Below are 22064 nucleotides of genomic sequence, written 5' to 3'. Positions count from 1 at the left end.
AAGACAATGAAAAAAGTTGCCATTATTGGAGCAGGGATTGTAGGGGCAACTGCTGCCTACTACCTCTCCAAAGAAGCAGATTTAGAGGTGACCGTTTTTGACTATGGACAAGGTCAGGCTACCAAGGCAGCAGCGGGAATTATCAGTCCTTGGTTTTCAAAACGCCGTAATAAAGCTTGGTACAAGATGGCACGCTTGGGGGCTGACTTTTATATGGATTTGTTGGCTGATTTAGAAAAGTCTGGTCAGGAAATCGACTTTTACCAACGCTCAGGAGTTTTTCTCTTGAAAAAGGACGAATCCAAGTTGGAAGAACTCTATGAACTAGCCCTCCAGCGCAGAGAAGAATCTCCCTTGATAGGCCAGTTAGCTATTCTGGACCAAGCCTCAGCTAATGAATTATTTCCTGGTTTGCAGGGATTTGACCACCTGCTCTATGCTTCTGGTGGGGCGAGAGTAGATGGCCACCTCTTAGTGACTCGTTTGCTAGAAGCCAGTCAGGTCAAGTTGGTCAAAGAAAAAGTGAGTCTGATACCTTTAGCATCCGGCTATCAGATTGGCGAAGAGGTGTTTGAACGGGTTATTTTGGCGACAGGAGCTTGGTTGGGGGACATTTTGGAGCCTTTAGGATATGAGGTAGATGTTCGTCCCCAAAAGGGGCAACTCCGAGATTATCAACTCTCCGAAGATCTAGAATCATACCCTGTTGTCATGCCAGAAGGGGAGTGGGATTTGATTCCTTTTGCAGGTGGGAAATTGTCCTTAGGCGCTACTCATGAAAATGACATGGGATTTGATTTGACGGTAGATGAAACCTTGCTCCAACAAATGGAGGATGCGGCCTTGCCTCACTATCCAGCCTTAGCTAAAGCGACTTCCAGAGTTGAGCGTGTGGGAATCCGTGCCTATACTCGTGATTTCTCACCTTTCTTTGGGCAAGTACCTGGTTTAGCAGGTGTCTATGCGGCTAGTGGTCTAGGTTCATCAGGCCTCACAACCGGCCCTATCATTGGTTATCATTTAGCTCAACTGATCCAAGACAAGGAATTGACTCTGGACCCAGTAAACTATCCAATTGAAAACTATGTCAAACGAGTAAAAAGCGAATAAAAATTTTACTGAAATTTTAGCCTCCCCTCTAGGATGGCGAATGACATTCCCTATCAAAAATGGTAAAATAAGAAAAAATAATTCGAGAATCGAGGAAAAAAAGATGCAAGAAAAGATTTTGGTAACTGGCGGTGCCGGATTTATCGGAACCCACACTGTTATTGAGTTGATCCAAGCAGGTCATCAAGTCGTTGTGGTCGATAATCTTGTCAACAGCAATTGTAAGAGTTTAGAAGTTGTTGAGAGAATTACAGGAGTTGAGATTCCTTTCTATGAAGCAGATATCCGTGACACAGATACCCTAAGAGATATTTTCAAGCAGGAAGAGCCGACTGGTGTGATTCACTTTGCTGGTTTGAAGGCTGTTGGTGAATCAACACGTATCCCTCTTGCCTACTATGACAACAATATCGCTGGAACTGTCAGCCTTTTGAAAGCCATGGAAGAAAACAACTGTAAGAACATCATCTTCAGTTCTTCTGCGACAGTTTACGGAGATCCTCATACAGTTCCGATCTTAGAAGATTTCCCACTTTCAGTGACCAATCCATACGGTCGTACTAAGCTCATGTTAGAGGAAATTTTGACAGATATCTACAAAGCAGACTCAGAATGGAATGTGGTCTTGCTTCGTTACTTTAATCCAATCGGAGCGCATGAGAGTGGAGACTTGGGAGAAAATCCTAATGGCATTCCAAACAATCTCTTGCCTTATGTTTCACAAGTGGCAGTGGGCAAACTAGAACAAGTACAAGTTTTCGGAGATGATTATGATACGGAAGATGGAACTGGTGTTCGTGACTATATCCATGTTATCGATTTAGCTAAAGGTCACGTTGCAGCTTTGAAAAAACTCCAAAAAGGTTCAGGTCTTAATGTTTATAACCTTGGAACAGGTAAAGGTTACTCAGTTCTTGAAATTATCCAAAACATGGAAAAAGCAGTGGGACGTCCTATTCCTTACCGCATCGTAGAACGTCGCCCAGGTGATATCGCTGCCTGCTACTCAGACCCAGCAAAAGCTAAAGCAGAGCTCGGATGGGAAGCAGAACTCGACATTACTCAAATGTGTGAAGACGCATGGCGTTGGCAAAGCAAGCATCCAAATGGATTTGAAGACTAAGATGATGATTTCAATCATTGTCCCATGTCTAAACGAAGAGGAAGTACTTCCTCTTTTTTATCAGTCTGTTGAAGCACTGCTTCCAGAATTAGGAGCAGAGATCGAGTATGTCTTTGTGGATGATGGTTCAAGCGACGGCACTTTGGAGCTTTTGACGGCCTATCGGGTACAAAATCCTGCGGTACATTATATCTCTTTCTCGAGAAATTTTGGGAAAGAAGCAGCTCTGTATGCAGGCTTGCAGCATGCGACTGGAGACCTAGTGGTCGTGATGGATGCAGACCTCCAGGATCCTCCTAGTATGTTGCTTGAAATGAAAGCCTTACTAGACCAGAATGCAGATTTAGACTGTATTGGGACACGGAGAACCAGTCGGGAGGGAGAACCCTTCTTTCGCAGTTTCTGCGCTGACATCTTTTACCGCCTCATGCAAAAAATCAGCCCAGTAGCTCTGCCATCAGGTGTTCGTGATTTTCGGATGATGAGACGGTCTGTGGTGAATGCTATTTTAGCCTTAACTGAGTCCAATCGTTTTTCTAAGGGCCTATTTGCCTGGGTGGGCTTTAAAACGCACTATCTTGACTATCCAAATGTCGAAAGACAGGCTGGCAAGACTAGTTGGAGTTTTAGACAGCTCTTTTTCTACTCGATTGAAGGGATTCTTAACTTTTCAGATTTTCCCTTGAGTATAGCCTTTGTAGCGGGACTCCTATCTTGTTTTATTTCTTTTATGATGACTGTTTTTGTAGTTTTTCGAACCCTTATCTTAGGGAATCCGACATCTGGCTGGACCTCTCTGATGGCTGTCATTCTCTTTCTTGGAGGGATTCAACTCCTGACTATTGGGATTCTCGGTAAGTATATCAGCAAGATTTATCTAGAGACCAAAAAAAGACCACTCTATCTTGTCAAAGAAAAAAGTGATCTTTCTATTTTCGAAGGGAAAAATAACCAGAAAAGACTATAATTTTACCTAGAAATATGCTAAACTAGTAGATGAAGGGATTAAAGTGATAAAAAGAATCTACAAAATCAATCTCCCTTTTAAACTATGATGGATCTTTGAGAAGTGCACGTGTAGGGCACTGTTTGATAGCCTCCAGAACATCGCTGGTCTCAGCGATTTCTCTTTGCAGTTCATCAGGATCATCATAAAAGCGAACGATCCCATTATCATGGTAATCAAAGAGTTCAGAATAGGTCTGGCAAAGCCCGCAGGCGATGCACCGTTCGGGTATAAGTGTGACTTTCATATTTATATTGTAATAAGAAAATGCAAAAAAAACAAGGAGTAAGGTATGGAAAAAGAACCGTGGCAAGAAGATATTTACGAAAACAATGAGGAAGAAACAAGATCAGAGCGTCGACACCGGAAACAAAAAGGGAAAGGCGTTGTTGCCAATCGTGTCTTGACCATTCTAGCTAGCCTCTTCTTTGTAATCGTTGTAGCGATGGTAGTTGTATTGATTTACCTTTCTACTGGAGGAAGTAACCGCACGGCAGCTTTGAAGGATTTTTATGATTCTTCAGCTCCATCGTCAACCTCTAAAGTGGAAGAGTCTTCTTCCTCTACTAGTAAAGCTCAAGAAACGAAAGAATCAACTCCTTCAGAAAGTAGTTCTGAAGAACACACAGATGGAGAAGGAACGCTTACTGTGCAACCTGGAGAAGGAGAAGCAGCTCTCGCTCAGCGTGCAGGGATTTCCATTGCCCAGCTAGAAGCTCTGAATCCTTCTCATATGTCATCAGGAACTTGGTTTGCCAACCCTGGTGATGTCATCAAGACTAGATAGGAGTCGGAAATGAAGACAATTCAAATTGCTATTGATGGTCCTGCTTCCAGTGGTAAGAGTACGGTCGCAAAGATTGTTGCCAAGGATTTTGGCTACACTTATCTTGATACGGGCGCTATGTACCGTGCTGCGACTTATATAGCACTCAAGCACCAGTTGGATGCAGGAAATGTAGACCAACTTCTTGAGCTTCTTAACCAACACCCTATTAGTTTTGGACGTTCGGAAACAGGTGAGCAACTTGTCTTTGTTGGCGATGTTGATATTACTCATCCGATCCGTGAAAATGAAGTGACCAACAAGGTTTCAAGCATTGCTGCCATTCCTGAGGTGCGTGAGAAACTGGTTTCGCTCCAGCAAGAGATTGCTCAGCAAGGTGGTATTGTCATGGATGGGCGTGATATCGGGACAGTTGTATTACCACAAGCTGAACTCAAGATCTTCCTAGTAGCCTCTGTTGAAGAAAGAGCAGAGCGTCGCTACAAGGAAAATATTGCCAAAGGGATTGAGACTGACTTGGAAACTTTGAAAGAAGAGATTGCTGCGCGTGACTACAAGGACAGTCATCGTGAAACCTCGCCTCTCAAACAGGCTGAGGATGCAGTTTATCTTGACACAACTGGACTAAGTATCCAAGAAGTGGTCGAAAAAATTGAATCAGAAGCAAAAAAATATATGTCCTAGGGACGAGAGGAGCAGGCTAAATGAAGCCTGCTCCTTTTCTCTCTTTTGAGCGCGTTTCAAAACAGTCTTTTTGGGAGAATTTTGATAAAATAGTAGTATCAATAAAAAGGACGGAAGCATGACAAAGAAAATCATAGCCATTTGGGCCCAAGATGAAAAAGGTGTGATTGGGAAGGAAAATCGTCTCCCATGGCATTTGCCAGCAGAGTTGCAACATTTTAAGGAAACAACTTTAAATCATGCTATACTGATGGGACGAGTGACCTTTGATGGAATGGGGCGTCGTCTGCTTCCCAAACGCCAAACCTTGATTCTGACACGAAACAGTGACGAAGTCGTGGATGGTGCGCTCGTGTTTCAAGATGTGAAGTCTGTTTTAGCTTGGTATCAGAGTCAGGACAAGAATCTCTATATCATAGGTGGAAAACAGATTTTTCAGGCTTTTGAGCCCTATTTAGATGAAATCATCGTGACGCAGATTCATGCTCAGGTAGAGGGAGACACCTATTTCCCTGAGGAGTTTGACTTGTCTCGTTTTGAGACAGTCGCAAGCAAATCTTATACCCGAGATGAGAAAAACGACTATGATTTTACCATCGAATACCGAGATAGAAAGGAAGTCTAATGGAGCGCAGTATATTTGGATTTTTTACAGCTTTTTTGTGTGTGATCTGTATTTTGACTGGAGCACAGGCTTTTCGTAAGAAGCGCTATGGACTGTCTGCCTTACTCTGGTTGAATGCTTTTACCAATCTGGTAAACAGTGTCCACGCTTTTTATATGACCTTATTTTAGATAGAATGATAAATTAGAATGGAAGGAAATCATGCCTACAAATAGGAAAAATGATATGATGGTTTATTGCTCATTTTGTGGCAAAAGCCAAGAAGAAGTAAAGAAAATAATCGCTGGGAACAACGCCTTTATCTGTAATGAATGTGTGGAGTTGGCCCAGGAAATTATTCGGGAGGAGTTAGCTGAGGAAGTCTTGGCAGACTTGTCTGAAGTACCAAAACCAATCGAACTCCTCAATATCTTAAACCACTATGTGATCGGTCAAGATCGTGCCAAACGTGCCTTGGCAGTGGCTGTATACAATCACTATAAACGCATCAATTTCCACGATACGCGTGAAGAGTCAGAAGATGTGGATTTGCAGAAGTCAAATATCCTGATGATTGGCCCAACTGGTTCAGGGAAAACTTTCTTGGCTCAGACCTTGGCTAAGAGCTTGAACGTGCCTTTTGCCATTGCAGATGCGACAGCTCTGACTGAGGCTGGTTATGTGGGTGAGGACGTTGAAAACATCCTCCTCAAACTCTTGCAGGCTGCTGACTTTAACATCGAACGTGCAGAGCGTGGGATTATCTACGTGGATGAAATTGACAAGATTGCCAAGAAGAGCGAGAACGTGTCTATCACACGTGACGTTTCGGGTGAAGGAGTGCAACAAGCCCTTCTCAAGATTATCGAGGGAACTGTCGCTAGCGTGCCACCTCAAGGTGGACGCAAACATCCACAACAAGAGATGATTCAGGTGGATACCAAGAATATTCTCTTTATCGTGGGTGGTGCTTTTGATGGCATCGAAGAAATCGTTAAACAACGTCTGGGAGAAAAAGTCATCGGTTTTGGTCAAAGTAACAAGGCAATTGATGAAAATAGCTCCTACATGCAAGAAATTATCGCTGAAGATATTCAAAAATTTGGAATTATCCCTGAGTTGATTGGGCGCTTGCCTGTCTTTGCTGCTCTTGAGCAATTGACGGTCGATGACTTGGTTCGCATCCTGAAAGAGCCAAGAAATGCCTTGGTCAAACAATACCAAACCTTGCTTTCTTATGATGATGTTGAGTTGGAATTTGACGATGAAGCCCTTCAAGAAATCGCCAATAAGGCTATCGAGCGCAAAACTGGTGCGCGTGGTCTTCGCTCGATTATCGAAGAGACAATGCTAGATGTTATGTTTGAAGTACCGAGTCAGGAAAATGTGAAGTTGGTTCGCATCACTAAAGAAGCTGTCGATGGAACGGAAAAACCCATCCTAGAAACAGCCTAGAGGTGACTATGGAAATCAATACACACAATGCTGAAATCTTGCTCAGCGCAGCCAACAAGTCCCATTATCCGCAGGATGACCTGCCAGAGATTGCTCTTGCAGGGCGTTCAAATGTTGGCAAGTCTAGCTTTATTAACACCATGTTGAACCGCAAGAATCTGGCCCGTACATCAGGAAAACCTGGGAAAACCCAGCTGCTCAACTTCTTTAACATTGATGACAAGATGCGTTTTGTGGATGTACCAGGTTATGGCTATGCCCGCGTTTCCAAAAAGGAGCGTGAAAAGTGGGGGCGCATGATTGAGGAGTACCTAACGACTCGGGAAAATCTCCGTGCGGTTGTCAGTCTGGTGGATCTCCGCCACGACCCGTCAGCAGATGATGTGCAGATGTACGAATTTCTCAAGTATTATGAGATTCCGGTTATCATCGTTGCGACCAAGGCAGACAAGATTCCTCGTGGTAAGTGGAACAAGCACGAATCAGCAATCAAAAAGAAATTAAACTTTGACCCAAGTGACGACTTCATTCTCTTTTCGTCTGTCAGCAAGGCAGGGATGGATCAGGCTTGGGATGCTATTTTAGAAAAATTGTGAGGGAAAGAAATGGCAAAGACAATTCATACAGACAAGGCTCCAAAAGCAATCGGACCCTATGTTCAAGGAAAAATCGTTGGCAATCTTTTATTTGCTAGTGGGCAAGTTCCTCTTTCTCCTGAAACTGGGGAAATTGTAGGAGAAACTATACAAGAACAGACAGAACAAGTCTTGAAAAATATCGGTGCCATTTTGGCAGAAGCAGGAACAGACTTTGACCATGTTGTCAAAACAACTTGCTTCTTGAGCGATATGAATGACTTTGTTCCTTTTAACGAGGTTTACCAAACGGCCTTTAAAGAGGAATTTCCAGCTCGTTCAGCTGTAGAGGTTGCACGTCTTCCTCGTGATGTAAAAGTCGAAATTGAAGTGATCGCAGAGATTGGATAAGCTAGTTGAAGTTTGGCTCTGCCAAACTTTTTTTGATATAAGGAGAGATAGATGACAAAAAAACAACTTCACCTTGTGATTGTAACAGGGATGAGTGGTGCAGGGAAAACGGTAGCCATTCAGTCCTTCGAAGATTTGGGATATTTCACCATTGACAATATGCCACCAGCCCTCCTGCCAAAGTTTTTGCAGTTGGTAGAGACCAAGGATGATGACCACAAACTGGCCTTGGTAGTCGATATGCGGAGCCGTTCCTTCTTTTCAGAGATTCAGGCTGTTTTGGATGAATTGGAAAACCAAGATGATTTGGACTTCAAAATCCTCTTTTTAGACGCAGCAGATAAGGAATTGGTGGCACGCTATAAGGAAACTAGACGAAGTCACCCTCTAGCAGCAGATGGTCGAATTTTAGATGGCATCAAGCTGGAACGTGAACTCTTGGCACCTTTGAAAAACATGAGTCAAAATGTGGTGGATACGACAGAACTCACTCCGCGTGAACTTCGTAAAACCATTGCAGAGCAATTTTCAGACCAAGAACAAGCCCAGTCTTTCCGTATTGAAGTCATGTCTTTTGGATTCAAGTATGGTATCCCTATTGATGCAGACTTGGTCTTTGATGTCCGTTTCTTGCCAAATCCATACTACCTTCCAGAACTCCGTAATCAGACAGGTGAGGATCAAGTAGTTTATGACTATGTGATGAATCATGAAGAGTCTGAAAGTTTTTATCAGCACTTACTCGCCTTGATTGAGCCCATTTTGCCAAGTTACAAAAAAGAAGGCAAGTCTGTTTTAACCATTGCAGTAGGATGTACAGGTGGACAACACCGTAGTGTTGCTTTTGCAAAACGAATCGCTGAGGACCTTGCTAAAAACTGGCCTGTCAATGAAAGCCATCGTGACAAAGACAGAAGAAAGGAAACGGTAAACCGTTCATGAGAAAACCAAAGATAACGGTAATTGGTGGAGGAACTGGTATCCCCGTCATTTTGAAAAGCTTACGCGAAAAGGATGTTGATATCGCAGCCATCGTAACGGTAGCTGATGATGGTGGCTCTTCTGGTGAACTAAGAAAGAATATCCAACAGCTAACACCACCAGGAGATCTTCGCAATGTCCTGGTAGCCATGTCGGATATGCCTAAGTTTTATGAGAAGGTTTTTCAGTACCGTTTCTCAGAAGAGGCTGGAGCTTTTGCAGGTCATCCTCTAGGAAATATCATTATAGCAGGGCTTTCTGAAATGCAAGGGTCTACCTACAATGCTATGCAATTACTCAGTAAGTTCTTTCACACAACAGGAAAGATTTACCCCTCAAGTGACCAGCCTTTGACCTTGCATGCAGTTTTTAAAGATGGTTCTGAGGTGGCAGGTGAGAGCCACATTGCAGATCATCCAGGCATGATCGACCATGTCTATGTGACCAATACCTTGGATGATGAAACACCGCAAGCCAGCCGTCGAGTGGTTGCGACCATTCTCGAGAGTGATATGATTGTCTTGGGGCCTGGTTCCCTCTTTACATCGATTTTGCCCAATATTGTCATTGAGGAGATCGGGCAGGCTCTCTTGGAGACCAAGGCGGAGATAGCTTACGTCTGCAATATCATGACCCAGCGTGGGGAAACAGAGCACTTTTCAGACAGTGACCACGTGGAAGTCCTTCATCGACACTTAGGTCGGCCTTTTATTGATACGGTCTTGGTTAATATCGAAAAGGTTCCTAGAGAATACATGGATACCAATCGTTTTGATGAATATTTGGTACAGGTGGAACATGATTTTGCTGGTCTTTGCAAGCAGGTGCCTCGTGTGATTTCATCCAACTTTCTTCGTTTGGAAAATGGAGGAGCCTTCCACGACGGGGATTTGATTGTGGATGAATTGATGCGAATTATACAGGTGCGAAAATGAGTTTTACAGTTGCAGTAAAAGAAGAAATTCTTGGTCAACACCATCTCAGTCGCCATGAATTATCAGCCATCATCAAGATGTCTGGTAGTATTGGTCTCTCGACTTCGGGTTTGACCCTGTCTGTCGTGACTGAAAATGCCAAGTTGGCTCGACACCTCTATGAGTCCTTTCTCCATTTTTATGATATCAAGTCAGAGATTCGGCACCATCAGAGAAGCAATCTTCGCAAGAACCGTGTCTATACGGTCTATACTGAAGAGAGAGTGCAGGAACTTTTAGCTGATTTGCGGCTTGCGGATTCCTTCTTTGGCTTGGAGACAGGCATCGATCCTGATATTTTAGCAGATGAAGAAGCAGGTCGTGCTTACTTATGTGGGGCCTTTCTGGCAAATGGAAGTATCCGTGATCCTGAGTCTGGCAAATACCAGTTGGAGATCAGTTCCGTTTATCTGGACCACGCCCAAGGACTGGCCTCTCTCCTCCAGCAGTTTTTACTGGACGCCAAGGTCATTGAACGCAAGAAGGGTGCCGTGACCTATCTCCAACGCGCTGAAGACATTATGGATTTCTTAATTGTGATTGGGGCCATGCAGGCGCGTGATAACTTTGAGCGTGTCAAGATTTTGCGTGAAACCCGTAACGATCTCAATCGAGCCAATAACGCTGAAACAGCCAATATCGCTCGGACGGTTTCTGCCAGCATGAAAACCATCAATAATATCAGTAAAATCAAAGATAGAATGGGCTTGGAAAATTTACCAGTGGATTTGCAGGAGGTAGCTCAGTTGCGAATCCAGCACCCAGACTATTCTATCCAGCAGTTGGCAGATAGCCTGAGCAATCCCTTGACCAAAAGTGGCGTCAACCACAGACTCAGAAAAATAAACAAGATAGCAGATGAATTATAAAACCACGAATCAGTTGATCCGTGGTTCTTTTCTTATAAACTGGTTGAGTGTTTGGGTTGTACTTTTTGGTCAGGGTCGATGTAGTTGATAGCATTATTGACAGCAGTTGGAGCTTCACCCAGTCCTGTCGCAATCAAATCAATCTTACCTTCATAGTAGCAACAGTCGCCGATAGCATAGATACCTGCTTGGCTAGATTCTTGCTTGCTGTTGACGATAATCTTGTGGCGGTTGAGGTCCAGGCCCCAATTTTTAAGATTGCCGACAGATGATTTGAAACCATAGTTGACAAAAAGATGGTCTACTTCGATAGTTTCGGTTTCATCTGATTTGACTTTGGTGATTTCCAGTTTATCGAGTGTTTTTCCATCTCCAAGAAGTTGGCTAGGGACGAACGGTGTCTTGATAGTTACAGATGATTCTTGTAGAGCTTGCACACTGTGTTCCAAGGCGCGGAAGTTATCTCGACGGTGAACAAGTGTAGTTGGGGCAATTTTTTCAAAAGCCAGAGCCCAGTCCACTGCTGAGTCCCCACCACCAAGGATGGTCACTTTCTTGCCAGCATATTGCTGAATGTTGGAAACGTGGTAGTGGATGTTTTCATAATCCTCAACACCTTCTAATTCGAGTGGACGTGGTTTAAAGGCGCCGCCACCCATGGCAATGATGACTGTTTTGGTCAGGTGGCTTCCCTTGTTGGTTGTGATGGTGAATCCTTGATCTTGTTTCTCGATTTCAAGAACAGTTTCGTTGAGGTGAACAGGTGTTTCAAATCCATTTAGCTGCTCAATCAAGCGATTGGTCAACTCTTCTCCAGTAAGGTTTGGGAAACCTGGCACATCAAGGATTTGCTTTTCAGGGTAGAGGATGGCTGGTTGACCACCGAGCTGGGGAAGAGAGTCGATGATTTGGACTTTGGCTTGGCGTAGGTGGGCGTAAAAGGCAGCAAAGAGGCCGACAGGACCGCCCCCTACAATGGTAATATCATAGAGTTGAGACATGATTTCTCCTTCATTTTTTCTAGTCAGTTTATTGTATCATAATTTTGCTTAATTTAAAATGAAGTAGGATGGGGAAAAAATGAGCAGAAAATGGTATAATAGTACGGAAAGTGTTTTGACAGGGAGGAGGCCAGGGATGAATTTTCAACAATTATCCAATTGGCAATACTGGACAAGTTTGTTTTCAAGTCCTTGGACGATAGTTATCAATCTGATTGATATTTTGATTGTGACTTATATTTTGTACCATTTTACCAAAGCGATTGCAGGGACTAAAATCATGATATTGGTTAGGGGAGTTTTGGTCTTTATTCTAGCCCAGATTCTCTCTAATATGATTGGTTTAACGACCATTTCCTGGTTGATCAATCAGATTATCACCTACGGGGTCATCGCAGCAGTGGTTATCTTCTCGCCAGAGATTCGGACTGGTTTGGAGAGATTGGGTCGGGCGACAGATTTCTTTTCCAATGCTCCAATTAGCGCAGAGGAGCAAATGGTTCGTGCCTTTGTCAAATCAGTCGAGTATATGAGTCCGCGTAAGATTGGTGCTTTGGTTGCTGTTCAGAGAGTGAGAACCTTGCAGGAATACATCTCGACAGGGATCCCTTTAGATGCTAAAATTTCGGCTGAATTGCTTATCAATATTTTCATCCCCAATACTCCCTTGCACGATGGTGCGGTCATTATCAAGGAGGATCGGATTTCCGTAACTTCAGCCTATCTACCCCTGACTGAAGATACCGGGATTTCCAAGGAGTTTGGAACGCGTCATAGGGCGGCGATTGGTTTGTCGGAAGTGTCAGATGCACTTACCTTTGTGGTTTCTGAGGAAACAGGTGGAATCTCAATGACCTATAATGGAGTCTTTAAGCATGATTTGACCTTGGAAGAGTTTGAAGCTGAATTGAGAAGAATTTTACTTCCAGCATCAGAGGAAAAACACGGTATGAAGGAGCGTTTGCTAGGAGGATTGAAACATGAGAAAAAATAGTCTATACATCATTTCTTCCTTCTTTTTCGCCTGCATTCTCTTTATCTATGCGACTTCTACAAACTATCAGAATAATAATAGTGCCAGACAGGTGCGGACGGAAACCTACACCAATACGGTCCTTAATGTCCCAATCGATATTCAGTATGATAGCGACCAGTACTTTATCAGTGGTTTTACATCTGAGGTTACGGTCTTCCTAACGGGATCAAATAGAGTTGCTTTAGCGAGCGAGATGCAGGAAAGCACTCGAAAATTCAAGGTCAAAGCTGACTTAACCGATGCCAGTGTAGGGACCATTGAAGTTCCTCTAACCATTGAAAATTTACCGAGTGGTTTGACGGCTGTTGCAACACCGCAAAAGATAACAGTGAAGGTTGGTAAAAAAGCAAAACGTGATAATGTAATCGTTGTGCCGGAGATTGACCCTAGTCAGATTGATTCTCGTGTGAAAATTGATACAGTCACTGTGTCAGATGAAAAAGTAACGGTTATTAGTGACGAGGAGACTCTCTCTAGAGTAGATCGTGTCATTGCCATCTTACCGACGAGTGAACGGATAACGGGTAACTACTCGGCTTCTGTTCCTCTACAAGCAGTTGATAAAAATGGAAATGTCTTGCCAAGTGTCATTATGCCGTTTGACACAACTATGAAAATTACAACAAAAACAGCAGCGTCTAGTTCGAGTAACTCGTCAACAAGTTCCTCAGAGGGCAGTTCGTCTTCAACGAGTTCAGAAACGAAACCAGACTCGTCTAAACAAGAATAAACAAAATAGTAGAAAAGGATGATTAACAAAATGGGTAAATATTTTGGGACCGATGGAGTCCGTGGAGAAGCAAACGTAGAATTGACGCCAGAATTGGCCTTTAAATTGGGTCGTTTTGGAGGTTATGTCCTCAGTCAACACGAAACGGAAGCACCTAAAGTCTTTGTAGGACGTGATACACGTATCTCAGGAGAAATGCTAGAATCTGCCTTGGTGGCAGGTCTTCTATCAGTAGGGATTCACGTCTACAAACTCGGTGTCCTTGCAACACCAGCAGTAGCTTATTTGGTTAAAACTGAGGGAGCTAGTGCGGGTGTCATGATTTCAGCGAGTCACAACCCAGCCCTTGATAATGGAATTAAGTTCTTTGGTGGGGATGGCTTCAAACTAGATGATGAAAAAGAAGCAGAAATTGAAGCCTTGCTGGATGCTGCTGAAGATACTCTTCCTCGTCCAAGTGCAGAAGGCTTGGGAACCTTAGTGGATTACCCAGAAGGTTTGCGTAAGTATGAAGGCTATCTTGTTTCAACTGGAGCTCCTCTTGAGGGAATGAAAGTGGCCTTGGACACAGCAAACGGTGCAGCGTCTACAAGTGCCCGTCAAATTTTCGCTGATCTGGGTGCCCAGTTGACTGTAATTGGGGAAACACCTGATGGTCTTAACATCAACCTAAATGTTGGTTCAACTCACCCAGAAGCTCTCCAAGAACTAGTAAAAGAAAGCCAGTCTGCTATTGGTTTGGCCTTTGACGGTGATAGTGACCGTTTGATTGCTGTTGATGAAAATGGCGATATCGTTGATGGTGACAAGATCATGTACATCATCGGGAAATACCTTTCTGAAAAAGGCCAGTTGGCTCAAAACACCATCGTGACAACCGTCATGTCTAACCTTGGCTTCCATAAGGCCTTGGAGAGTGCCGGCATTAGCAAAGCAGTCACTGCAGTTGGTGACCGCTATGTCGTTGAAGAAATGAGAAAATCAGGATACAACCTTGGTGGTGAACAATCAGGCCACGTTATCTTGATGGATTACAATACAACTGGTGATGGTCAATTATCAGCTGTTCAATTGACTAAAATCATGAAAGAAACAGGCAAGAGCTTGTCTCAACTAGCATCAGAAGTGACGATTTACCCACAAAAACTGGTCAATATCCGAGTAGAAAATGCCATGAAAGAAAAGGCCATGGAAGTACCAGCCATCAAGACAATCATCGAAAAGATGGAAGAAGAGATGGCAGGGAACGGTCGTATCCTTGTCCGCCCAAGTGGTACAGAACCCCTCTTGCGTGTAATGGCAGAAGCTCCTACAACAGAAGAAGTTAACTACTATGTAGATACGATTGCTGCTGTTGTTAAAGATGAAATCGGAATTGACTAAAGCCTAGAAAACTAGATGAAATGATAAAAATGTGGTACAATTGCATAGTAAATTGTAGCAAAGGGAGAGAAAAATGAATCTTAAACGAGAACAAGAATTTGTTAGCCAGTATCACTTTGATGCTCGCAACTTTGAGTGGGAAAATGAAAATGGAGCTCCTGAAACCAAGGTAGACGTGAACTTTCAGCTACTCCAACATGACCAAGAAAACCAAGTGACTTCGCTTGTCGTTATCTTGAGTTTCATGATTGTCTTTGACAAATTCGTCATCAGCGGAACAATTTCTCAAGTTAACCATGTGGAAGGTCGTATTGTCAACGAACCAAGCGAATTTAACCAAGAAGAAGTCGAAACCTTGGCACGTCCATGTTTGAACATGCTCAATCGTTTGACGTATGAAGTAACAGAAATCGCCTTGGATCTTCCAGGGATCAATTTGGAGTTTTAGTCATGAAATTAGCTGTCATTACAGATTCTTCAGCCTATTTAGAGGAGAAGACGCTGCAAAGAGAGAATCTATTTATCTTGGATATTCCTGTCAATATTGATGGGGAGGAGTATGTCGAAGGCGTCAATCTGACAGCTGAGGAATTTTATCAAAAAATGGCTCAGTCTGCAGAATTGCCTAAAACTAGTCAACCAAGTATTGCCAAATTGGATGAGATTCTAAGTTCCTTGAAAGATGAAGGCTATACTCATGTCTTGGGACTCTTTCTTTCGTCAGGAATTTCAGGCTTTTATCAGAATATCCAATATATGTTGGATGAGTATGATGGCTTGACCATTGCCTTTCCAGATACCCATATCACAAGCTCCCCTCTAGGATTTATGGTGGAGAGTACCTTTAAATGGGCAGAACAGGGCGATAATTTTGTCCAGATTCAGGAGAAGTTGGCTATCCAAATCGCTGATAACTCAGCCTTTATCATAGTAGATGACCTCGACCACTTGGTTAAGGGAGGACGTTTGTCAAATGGGGCAGCCGTCTTAGGGAATCTCCTCAGTATCAAGCCTATCCTTTACTTTAATGACCATGGGGTGATTGAAGTTTACGAAAAAGTTCGTACGGAAAAGAAGGCAATCAAACGTTTGGTGGAAATCATCAAAGAGTTGACAAAAGATGGGGACTACCGTATCACAGTCATTCATGGCAATACTCCTCAAAAGGCAGTGGACTTACGTCAGCTTTTGATTGAGAGCGGTGTGACTTCTGAGATTCCAATTGTTAGCTTTGGTAGTGTCATTGGGACCCACCTTGGAGAAGGCAGTATTGCCTTGAGCTATACACCAATCGTCTAGATTGTTCTTACAGGCTTTGTATCTTAGAAATTGAACACGGACTATCTGCCACTTGAAAAAAGATGCCTGTCTTGCCTTTCGTGGAAAGTCAGCGCCATTCCCTATTTTTCATGGGCAGCTAACGTCCTTTGTATCTTAGACAGGAGTAGAGATGAGTATTCGAGTAATTATTGCCGGGTTTAAGGGAAAGATGGGCCAAGCTGCTTGTCAGATGGTCTTGGCTGATTCAGACTTGGACTTGGTCGCAGTTTTGGATCCGTTTGAGTCTGCGTCAGAATGGCAGGGAATTCCTGTCTTCAATGATAAGACTGACTTGGCTGGTTTTGAAGCGGATGTTTGGGTAGATTTTACCACACCAGCCGTTGCCTACGAAAATACACGTTTTGCTCTTGAAAATGGCTTCGCTCCAGTAGTTGGAACAACAGGCTTTACTAGTGAAGAAATTGCAGAACTAAAAGCATTTTCCCGTGAACAAGATTTGGGTGGCTTGATTGCCCCTAACTTTGCCTTGGGAGCTGTCTTGCTGATGCAATTTGCGGCGCAGGCTGTCAAATATTTCCCAAATGTAGAGATTATCGAGCTCCATCATGACAAGAAAAAAGATGCTCCGAGTGGAACAGCCATTAAAACGGCTGAGCTGATGGCGGAAGTTCGAAAGTCTATCCAACAAGGTGCGCCTGATGAGAAAGAATTGATTGCGGGTGCTCGTGGTGCAGACTTTGATGGCATGCGCATCCACTCAGTCCGTCTACCAGGCTTGGTAGCCCATCAGGAAGTCATCTTTGGCAATCAGGGAGAAGGATTGACCCTTCGTCATGACTCCTATGATCGCAGCTCCTTCATGACAGGGGTGAATTTGGGAATCAAAGAAGTTGTCAAGCGTCATGAGCTTGTCTATGGATTAGAACACTTATTATGAGATTAACACAAATGCCTTCTGAATTTCAGAAGGCTTTACCAGTATTAGAAAAAATTAAAGAAGCAGGCTTTGAGGCCTATTTTGTTGGGGGCTCTGTTCGAGATGCCCTTCTCCATCGTCCCATCCATGATGTGGACATTGCGACCTCTTCTTATCCAGAGGAAACCAAGAAAATCTTTCCAAGAACTGTAGATATCGGAATTGAGCACGGAACCGTCTTGGTTTTAGATGGGGATGAGGAGTATGAGGTGACGACCTTTCGGACTGAGGATGTCTATGTAGACTATCGCAGACCCAGTGCGGTTTCCTTTGTACGTTCGCTTGAAGAAGATCTCAAGCGCCGTGATTTCACAGTCAACGCTTTTGCCTTGGATGAGACAGGAGAAATCATCGATTTGTTCGATGGTCTCAAAGATCTGGAAAACCAAGTCTTACGAGCAGTTGGAGTGGCTAGTGAACGTTTCAATGAAGATGCCTTGCGAATTATGCGTGGTTTTCGTTTTCAGGCCAGTCTGGGTTTTGAACTTGAGCAAGAAACATTTGAAGCGATGAAATCCTTGACTCCACTCTTGGAGAAGATTTCTGTGGAACGTACCTTTGTTGAGTTTGATAAACTCTTGCTGGCTCCATTTTGGAGAAGGGGTTTGGATTCCATGATTGAGAGTCAAGCTTATAATTATCTTCCAGATATGGCAGGGAGCCAGGACAAGCTCAACAGACTGTTTGATTTAGAGAGTGATTTCACTTTTGAGTCTTCCGAACAAGCTTGGGCGGCTCTATTGTGGACTTTGAAGATTAAAGATGCACAGCCATTTTTGAAACATTGGAAGACCTCACGTCAGTTTGCCAAGCAGGTTCAGGATTTGCTGACTATTTTGGCTCTGCGAGAAGAAGGAGACTTGAGCAAGCGTGATTGTTACCGCTTTGACTTGGATTCCCTTTTACAAGCTGAAAGGCTTCGTCAGGCCCAAGGAAAAGAAGTCAACCCCCAGCTTATCACAGAAACTTACCAGAGTTTGACCATCTATGATAAGAAAGAAATCCAGATTAACGGTGGTATTTTAATCAAGGAATATGGTTACCAGCCAGGTCCAGATTTGGGAGATATTTTAACAGATATTGAGTTTGCCATTGTCGATGGAGAGTTGGAAAATGATCGTCAAGCCATCCATGCTTACCTGAGGGAGAAAGAATGAGTGATTTTATCGTTGAAAAACTAAGCAAATCAGTTGGGGACAAGACAGTCTTTAAAGATATTTCCTTTATCATTCATGATTTGGATAGAATTGGTCTAATTGGTGTTAATGGAACGGGTAAGACAACCCTTTTGGACGTCCTTTCTGGCACTTCTGGCTTTGATGGGGACGTCAGCCCCTTTTCAGCTAAGAATGATTATCAGATTGGCTACTTGACTCAGAATCCAGATTTTGATGATAGCAAGACGGTCTTGGATACGGTTCTTTCCAGCGACCTCAAGGAAATTCAGCTGATTCGTGAGTATGAGTTGATCATGCTCAACTACAGCGAGGACAAGCAGGCTCGTTTGGAACGGGTCATGGCAGAGATGGACTCTCTCCAAGCTTGGGAAATCGAGAGTCAGGTCAAGACGGTTCTCAGCAAGTTGGGTATTCAGGACTTGTCGACTCCAGTTGGTGAATTGTCAGGTGGTCTGAGAAGACGGGTTCAGTTGGCGCAAGTTCTTCTTGGAGACCACGATCTCTTGCTACTGGATGAGCCAACCAACCACTTAGATATTGCGACTATTGAGTGGCTGACCCTCTTTTTGAAAAATTCCAAGAAGACCGTTCTCTTTATCACACATGATCGCTATTTCCTAGATGCACTGTCAACGCGGATTTTCGAGTTGGACCAAGCTAGTTTGACGGAATATCAGGGAAATTATCAGGACTATGTTCGCCTCAAAGCAGAGCAGGATGAGCGTGACGCAGCTATGCTCCACAAAAAAGAACAACTCTATAAGCAAGAATTAGCCTGGATGCGCAGACAACCGCAAGCGCGTGCGACCAAGCAGCAGGCTCGTATCAATCGTTTCCATGACTTGAAAAAAGAAGTTTCAGGCGGCGTTGCTGAGGCAGACTTGACCATGAACTTTGAAACCAGTCGGATTGGGAAAAAAGTCATCGAGTTTCAGAATGTTTCCTTCGCCTATGAGACCAAGCCTATTTTGCAAGATTTTAACCTTTTGGTGCAAGCTAAAGACCGTATCGGTATCGTTGGGGACAACGGTGTTGGGAAATCAACCCTACTCAACTTGATTGCAGGAAGTCTTGAGCCAATTGAAGGACAAGTTGTGAGAGGGGAAACTGTTCGCATCGCCTATTTCTCTCAACAAATCGAAGGCTTGGATGAAAGCAAACGGGTCATCAATTACCTGCAGGAAGTAGCAGAAGAGGTTAAGACCAGTGGTGGTTCCACGACTTCCATTGCAGAGTTGCTGGAGCAGTTCCTCTTCCCACGTTCGACGCATGGAACCTTGATTGAGAAATTGTCTGGTGGCGAGAAAAAACGCCTTTATCTCCTCAAACTTCTCCTTGAGAAACCAAATGTACTTCTCTTGGACGAGCCGACCAATGACCTAGACATTGCGACTCTGACAGTTTTGGAGAATTTCTTGCAAGGTTTTGCTGGGCCAGTATTGACAGTTAGCCACGACCGTTATTTCTTGGATAAGGTAGCAACTAAGATTCTTGCTTTTGAGGATGGCAAGATTCGTCCTTTCTTTGGTCATTACACAGACTATCTTGACGAAAAAGCCTTTGAAACAGAGATGGCCAATCAAGTGCAAAAGGCCGAAAAGGAGAAAGTGGTCAAGGTACGTGAAGATAAGAAACGTATGACCTACCAAGAAAAGCAGGAGTGGGCAAGCATTGAAGGCGATATTGAAGCCTTGGAAAATCGTATCGCAGCCATTGAAGAAGAAATGCAGGCAAATGGCTCTGACTTTAGTAAACTAGCGACTCTTCAGAAAGAATTAGACGAGAAGAATGAAGCCTTGCTGGAAAAATATGAACGCTATGAATATTTAAGTGAATTGGTATAATGGAAGAAGTAATCATAAAATGGAGCAGCAAGAAAGTCATCTGGACTATTCTTCTCTGTTTGGTCGAGTTAGTGTTTTTTACTTATATACTATCTTTTTTGCTGATTTATCCCGAAGAAGATTCAATGGGAATCATAGTATTAATTGCTTTTGTTGGATTCCTACTCATTATTGTTGGTTGGCTCTTGTATGAACGGATGCAGATTCTTCTATCAGGCAAAGAGTATTTAAAATTTACGACTCAAGGTTTTTTCTATAAGCCACATCCAAAGAAAGACTGGCAGTTTTATTCCTGGAGGCAAGTAGAAACATTTTCTCTTATGAGAATCAAGGGTGGTAGAAGTTCGAGGGATTTTTACCAGATTGAAGTTTGTTTTTTTGACAAAGACCTTGTAAAAACGAAATCTCTATGGAATCGACTGCGAAGTAAATTTTCAAGTGCTAAACCTGCTGTCGACTTGATAATTCCGATTCATTTACTGGATGTTGACTTTCCTAGAAGAGTCTTTGAAACCATGTCCTACTTTGAGCGAGAATGGCACAACAAGCAAAATCGCCAAGCAAGAAAAGAGGCAAAACAAGCTTTGAAAAGCAAATCTTCCAAACCGTCATAGTCTGTCTTTGCTTAAAGTAGAATAATCAAAAAGGCCCTATCCATTGGATAGGGTCACTGTTTGTCTTCTTTTTTTGTTTTCTGGTGGAAGATATTTTGCCAAGTTTCATGGCGACGCCAGATACTGGTGTGGACGATACCGTCTAGCTCATAGCAAATGAGTTTGGTTTTCTGACTAATGGAGGTAATCTGAATGTCTTTAATCGCAGCTTTAAGTTCTTTTTCAGACTTATAAGCTTCTTTGTCCATCTGCTCTCCATCTTGACGGATATAGATAAAGTCTTCAGCAAGGAGTTCTTCTAGTTGATTTCCCTGGTCAATCAATTGCTCACGCATGAGCAGTTTTTTGTAGACATTGTCTAAAATCTCGTCCTCAGGTATGGGAGCTGGCTCGATATGGACATCGGTATCAAAGACTCCAAAGCGCTCTTCCAGCATGGATTCGACCTGGTCTGCAATCTCATGACTTTCATAGACAGATAAGTCGGGATTCATTTCTAAGGTGATATCAAGGTAGATGTTGCTACCGTAGGTGCGCCCTCTTTGGGACTTAACCTTACTAATCTTTGGAATTTCCATTATGGCCTTTTGGTAGTCCTCTAGCAAACGGTCGTCAAAACCATCTGAAAGACTGAAGGAAGACTCGATAAAGATATCATAGGCTGTCTTTAAGATAAAGAAAGTGATGATGATAGCGACCAATTTATCCACGATTGGATAATTGAAACTGCTGGCTAGGATGGCAATGGAAGTCCCAAGCGAGGTGACAGCATCGGAAAGATTGTCCTTGGCGGCAGCCTTGAGAGCCTTGGACTTGGATTTCTTACTGAGGCGAGTATTATAGAGATAAACTGCGAACATAACTGCCGCAGAGACGACTCCGAGAGTTGCACCCAGAGGGTCGATAACCGTTTGTTCCCGACTGAGAATTTTTTGAATGGTGTCCCGAAGAACATCAAAACCAACGTAGAACATGATGATGGAAGTAATCAAACTAGCCAAATCTTCAATTTTCCAGTGACCGAAACGATGGTCACGGTCTGCAGGCTGGCGCGCCATACGAATACCGATCAGAAGAGCAACGTTTCCGATAATATCTGATACGTTGTTGAAACCATCCGCTACCAAACTGGAAGAATGTAGGAGGTGGCCAGTCGCTAATTTTGCCGCAGACAAGAGGAGGTAGGTCGAAATGCTGATAATGGCACCACGTTCCGCCAACTTGAGATTTGACATGGATTGGTTCATCGGACTTCCTTTCTAGTGCTGAGATTCTGTTTTCATTATACTGGTTTTCATGGGAAAATTCAAATTTAGTCTTGTTTCATTGGATTTTAATTCTTGAAAATTGTTCAAATTTTGATATAATAGTACTACTCAAGGGAGTAGCTGGCAGAAACCTGTGATAGTGTCGTCATTCCGAATTTTATACTGCAAAGTATT

At 43.3% G+C, this 22064-nt stretch carries 24 protein-coding genes; 21 read left to right on the top strand and 3 right to left on the bottom strand.

Annotated elements, in window-relative coordinates; translation table 11 throughout:
- Positions 1–6: 6 nt before the first annotated feature.
- From D8804_RS02835 to D8804_RS02820, 3 genes are all read left to right on the top strand, one after another.
- The gene (locus tag D8804_RS02835; RefSeq protein WP_185774021.1) at positions 7–1110 is read left to right on the top strand and encodes an NAD(P)/FAD-dependent oxidoreductase; all 1104 of its coding nucleotides are present in this window, start codon (positions 7–9) and stop codon (positions 1108–1110) included.
- Positions 1111–1213: 103 nt separating this feature from the next.
- On the top strand, positions 1214–2233 hold the full coding sequence (gene galE / locus D8804_RS02825) for a UDP-glucose 4-epimerase GalE (RefSeq protein ID WP_125398749.1): 1020 nt from the start codon (positions 1214–1216) through the stop codon (positions 2231–2233).
- Positions 2217–3200, top strand: coding sequence for a glycosyltransferase family 2 protein (locus D8804_RS02820; protein ID WP_185774020.1), 984 nt, complete (start codon positions 2217–2219; stop codon positions 3198–3200). Before galE ends, D8804_RS02820 begins: the two co-directional genes overlap by 17 nt.
- A gap of 82 nt (positions 3201–3282) precedes the next feature.
- On the opposite strand, the gene D8804_RS02815 is transcribed toward D8804_RS02820, so the two are convergent.
- Entirely contained in the window at positions 3283–3486 is a 204-nt protein-coding gene (locus D8804_RS02815; RefSeq protein WP_084976091.1) for a ferredoxin, read from the bottom strand.
- Positions 3487–3531: 45 nt separating this feature from the next.
- Here D8804_RS02815 and D8804_RS02810 point away from each other — a divergent pair, with 45 nt between their 5' ends.
- The 9 genes from D8804_RS02810 (at position 3532) to whiA (ending at position 10579) form a co-directional block, all read left to right on the top strand.
- Positions 3532–4026 carry an SAG1386/EF1546 family surface-associated protein gene (locus D8804_RS02810; protein ID WP_125398746.1) on the top strand — a complete coding sequence of 165 codons (495 nt, stop codon included), beginning with the start codon at positions 3532–3534 and terminating at the stop codon, positions 4024–4026.
- A gap of 9 nt (positions 4027–4035) precedes the next feature.
- The gene (cmk, locus tag D8804_RS02805) at positions 4036–4710 is read left to right on the top strand and encodes a (d)CMP kinase (RefSeq protein WP_000849406.1); all 675 of its coding nucleotides are present in this window, start codon (positions 4036–4038) and stop codon (positions 4708–4710) included.
- A 118-nt stretch (positions 4711–4828) separates the two neighbouring features.
- Positions 4829–5335, top strand: a complete 507-nt coding sequence (locus D8804_RS02800; protein WP_125398745.1) for a dihydrofolate reductase — start codon at positions 4829–4831, stop codon at positions 5333–5335.
- Between the two features lie 201 nt (positions 5336–5536).
- Positions 5537–6769: an ATP-dependent Clp protease ATP-binding subunit ClpX gene (clpX, locus tag D8804_RS02790; protein ID WP_009013928.1), complete on the top strand. Its 1233-nt coding sequence runs from the start codon at positions 5537–5539 to the stop codon at positions 6767–6769.
- Between the two features lie 8 nt (positions 6770–6777).
- On the top strand, positions 6778–7365 hold the full coding sequence (gene yihA / locus D8804_RS02785) for a ribosome biogenesis GTP-binding protein YihA/YsxC (RefSeq protein WP_000405196.1): 588 nt from the start codon (positions 6778–6780) through the stop codon (positions 7363–7365).
- A gap of 9 nt (positions 7366–7374) precedes the next feature.
- Positions 7375–7755, top strand: coding sequence for a RidA family protein (locus tag D8804_RS02780; RefSeq protein WP_001140420.1), 381 nt, complete (start codon positions 7375–7377; stop codon positions 7753–7755).
- Positions 7756–7806: 51 nt separating this feature from the next.
- Positions 7807–8697 (top strand): RNase adapter RapZ, encoded by an 891-nt coding sequence (rapZ, locus tag D8804_RS02775; protein ID WP_125398744.1) that lies wholly within the window; start codon positions 7807–7809, stop codon positions 8695–8697.
- Positions 8694–9671 carry a YvcK family protein gene (locus D8804_RS02770; RefSeq protein ID WP_125398743.1) on the top strand — a complete coding sequence of 326 codons (978 nt, stop codon included), beginning with the start codon at positions 8694–8696 and terminating at the stop codon, positions 9669–9671. The genes rapZ and D8804_RS02770 overlap by 4 nt, the downstream gene beginning before the upstream one ends.
- A complete protein-coding gene (gene whiA / locus D8804_RS02765; protein ID WP_125398742.1) occupies positions 9668–10579 on the top strand; it encodes a DNA-binding protein WhiA in 912 nt (303 codons plus the stop codon). Before D8804_RS02770 ends, whiA begins: the two co-directional genes overlap by 4 nt.
- Positions 10580–10611: 32 nt before the next feature.
- Here whiA and D8804_RS02760 read toward each other — a convergent pair whose 3' ends face one another.
- Positions 10612–11580, bottom strand: coding sequence for an NAD(P)/FAD-dependent oxidoreductase (locus D8804_RS02760; protein WP_125398741.1), 969 nt, complete (start codon positions 11578–11580; stop codon positions 10612–10614).
- A 136-nt stretch (positions 11581–11716) separates the two neighbouring features.
- Here D8804_RS02760 and cdaA point away from each other — a divergent pair, with 136 nt between their 5' ends.
- The 9 genes from cdaA (at position 11717) to D8804_RS02715 (ending at position 20622) form a co-directional block, all read left to right on the top strand.
- Positions 11717–12574 (top strand): diadenylate cyclase CdaA, encoded by an 858-nt coding sequence (gene cdaA, locus D8804_RS02755; RefSeq protein WP_125398740.1) that lies wholly within the window; start codon positions 11717–11719, stop codon positions 12572–12574.
- Positions 12561–13346 carry a CdaR family protein gene (locus D8804_RS02750; RefSeq protein ID WP_125398739.1) on the top strand — a complete coding sequence of 262 codons (786 nt, stop codon included), beginning with the start codon at positions 12561–12563 and terminating at the stop codon, positions 13344–13346. The genes cdaA and D8804_RS02750 overlap by 14 nt, the downstream gene beginning before the upstream one ends.
- Before the next feature lie 30 nt (positions 13347–13376).
- A complete protein-coding gene (glmM, locus tag D8804_RS02745; RefSeq protein WP_125398778.1) occupies positions 13377–14729 on the top strand; it encodes a phosphoglucosamine mutase in 1353 nt (450 codons plus the stop codon).
- Positions 14730–14802: 73 nt separating this feature from the next.
- Entirely contained in the window at positions 14803–15177 is a 375-nt protein-coding gene (locus D8804_RS02740; RefSeq protein WP_001050092.1) for a DUF1149 family protein, read from the top strand.
- 2 nt (positions 15178–15179) lie between these two features.
- Complete coding sequence (locus D8804_RS02735) at positions 15180–16028, top strand: DegV family protein (RefSeq protein ID WP_125398738.1); 849 nt, start codon at positions 15180–15182, stop codon at positions 16026–16028.
- Positions 16029–16179: 151 nt separating this feature from the next.
- Positions 16180–16947, top strand: coding sequence for a 4-hydroxy-tetrahydrodipicolinate reductase (dapB, locus tag D8804_RS02730; RefSeq protein ID WP_125398737.1), 768 nt, complete (start codon positions 16180–16182; stop codon positions 16945–16947).
- Positions 16944–18143: a CCA tRNA nucleotidyltransferase gene (locus D8804_RS02725; RefSeq protein WP_125398736.1), complete on the top strand. Its 1200-nt coding sequence runs from the start codon at positions 16944–16946 to the stop codon at positions 18141–18143. Before dapB ends, D8804_RS02725 begins: the two co-directional genes overlap by 4 nt.
- Positions 18140–20008: an ABC-F family ATP-binding cassette domain-containing protein gene (locus D8804_RS02720; RefSeq protein WP_125398735.1), complete on the top strand. Its 1869-nt coding sequence runs from the start codon at positions 18140–18142 to the stop codon at positions 20006–20008. The genes D8804_RS02725 and D8804_RS02720 overlap by 4 nt, the downstream gene beginning before the upstream one ends.
- Complete coding sequence (locus D8804_RS02715; RefSeq protein WP_125398734.1) at positions 20008–20622, top strand: hypothetical protein; 615 nt, start codon at positions 20008–20010, stop codon at positions 20620–20622. Before D8804_RS02720 ends, D8804_RS02715 begins: the two co-directional genes overlap by 1 nt.
- A gap of 53 nt (positions 20623–20675) precedes the next feature.
- Here D8804_RS02715 and mntE read toward each other — a convergent pair whose 3' ends face one another.
- On the bottom strand, positions 20676–21869 hold the full coding sequence (gene mntE / locus D8804_RS02710; protein WP_125398733.1) for a CDF family manganese efflux transporter MntE: 1194 nt from the start codon (positions 21867–21869) through the stop codon (positions 20676–20678).
- Positions 21870–22064: the final 195 nt, after the last annotated feature.

The organism is Streptococcus oralis, from assembly GCF_003944215.1.
GTDB classification, from domain to species: domain Bacteria; phylum Bacillota; class Bacilli; order Lactobacillales; family Streptococcaceae; genus Streptococcus; species Streptococcus oralis_BI.
This window is presented reverse-complemented; position numbering and strand designations above follow the sequence as displayed.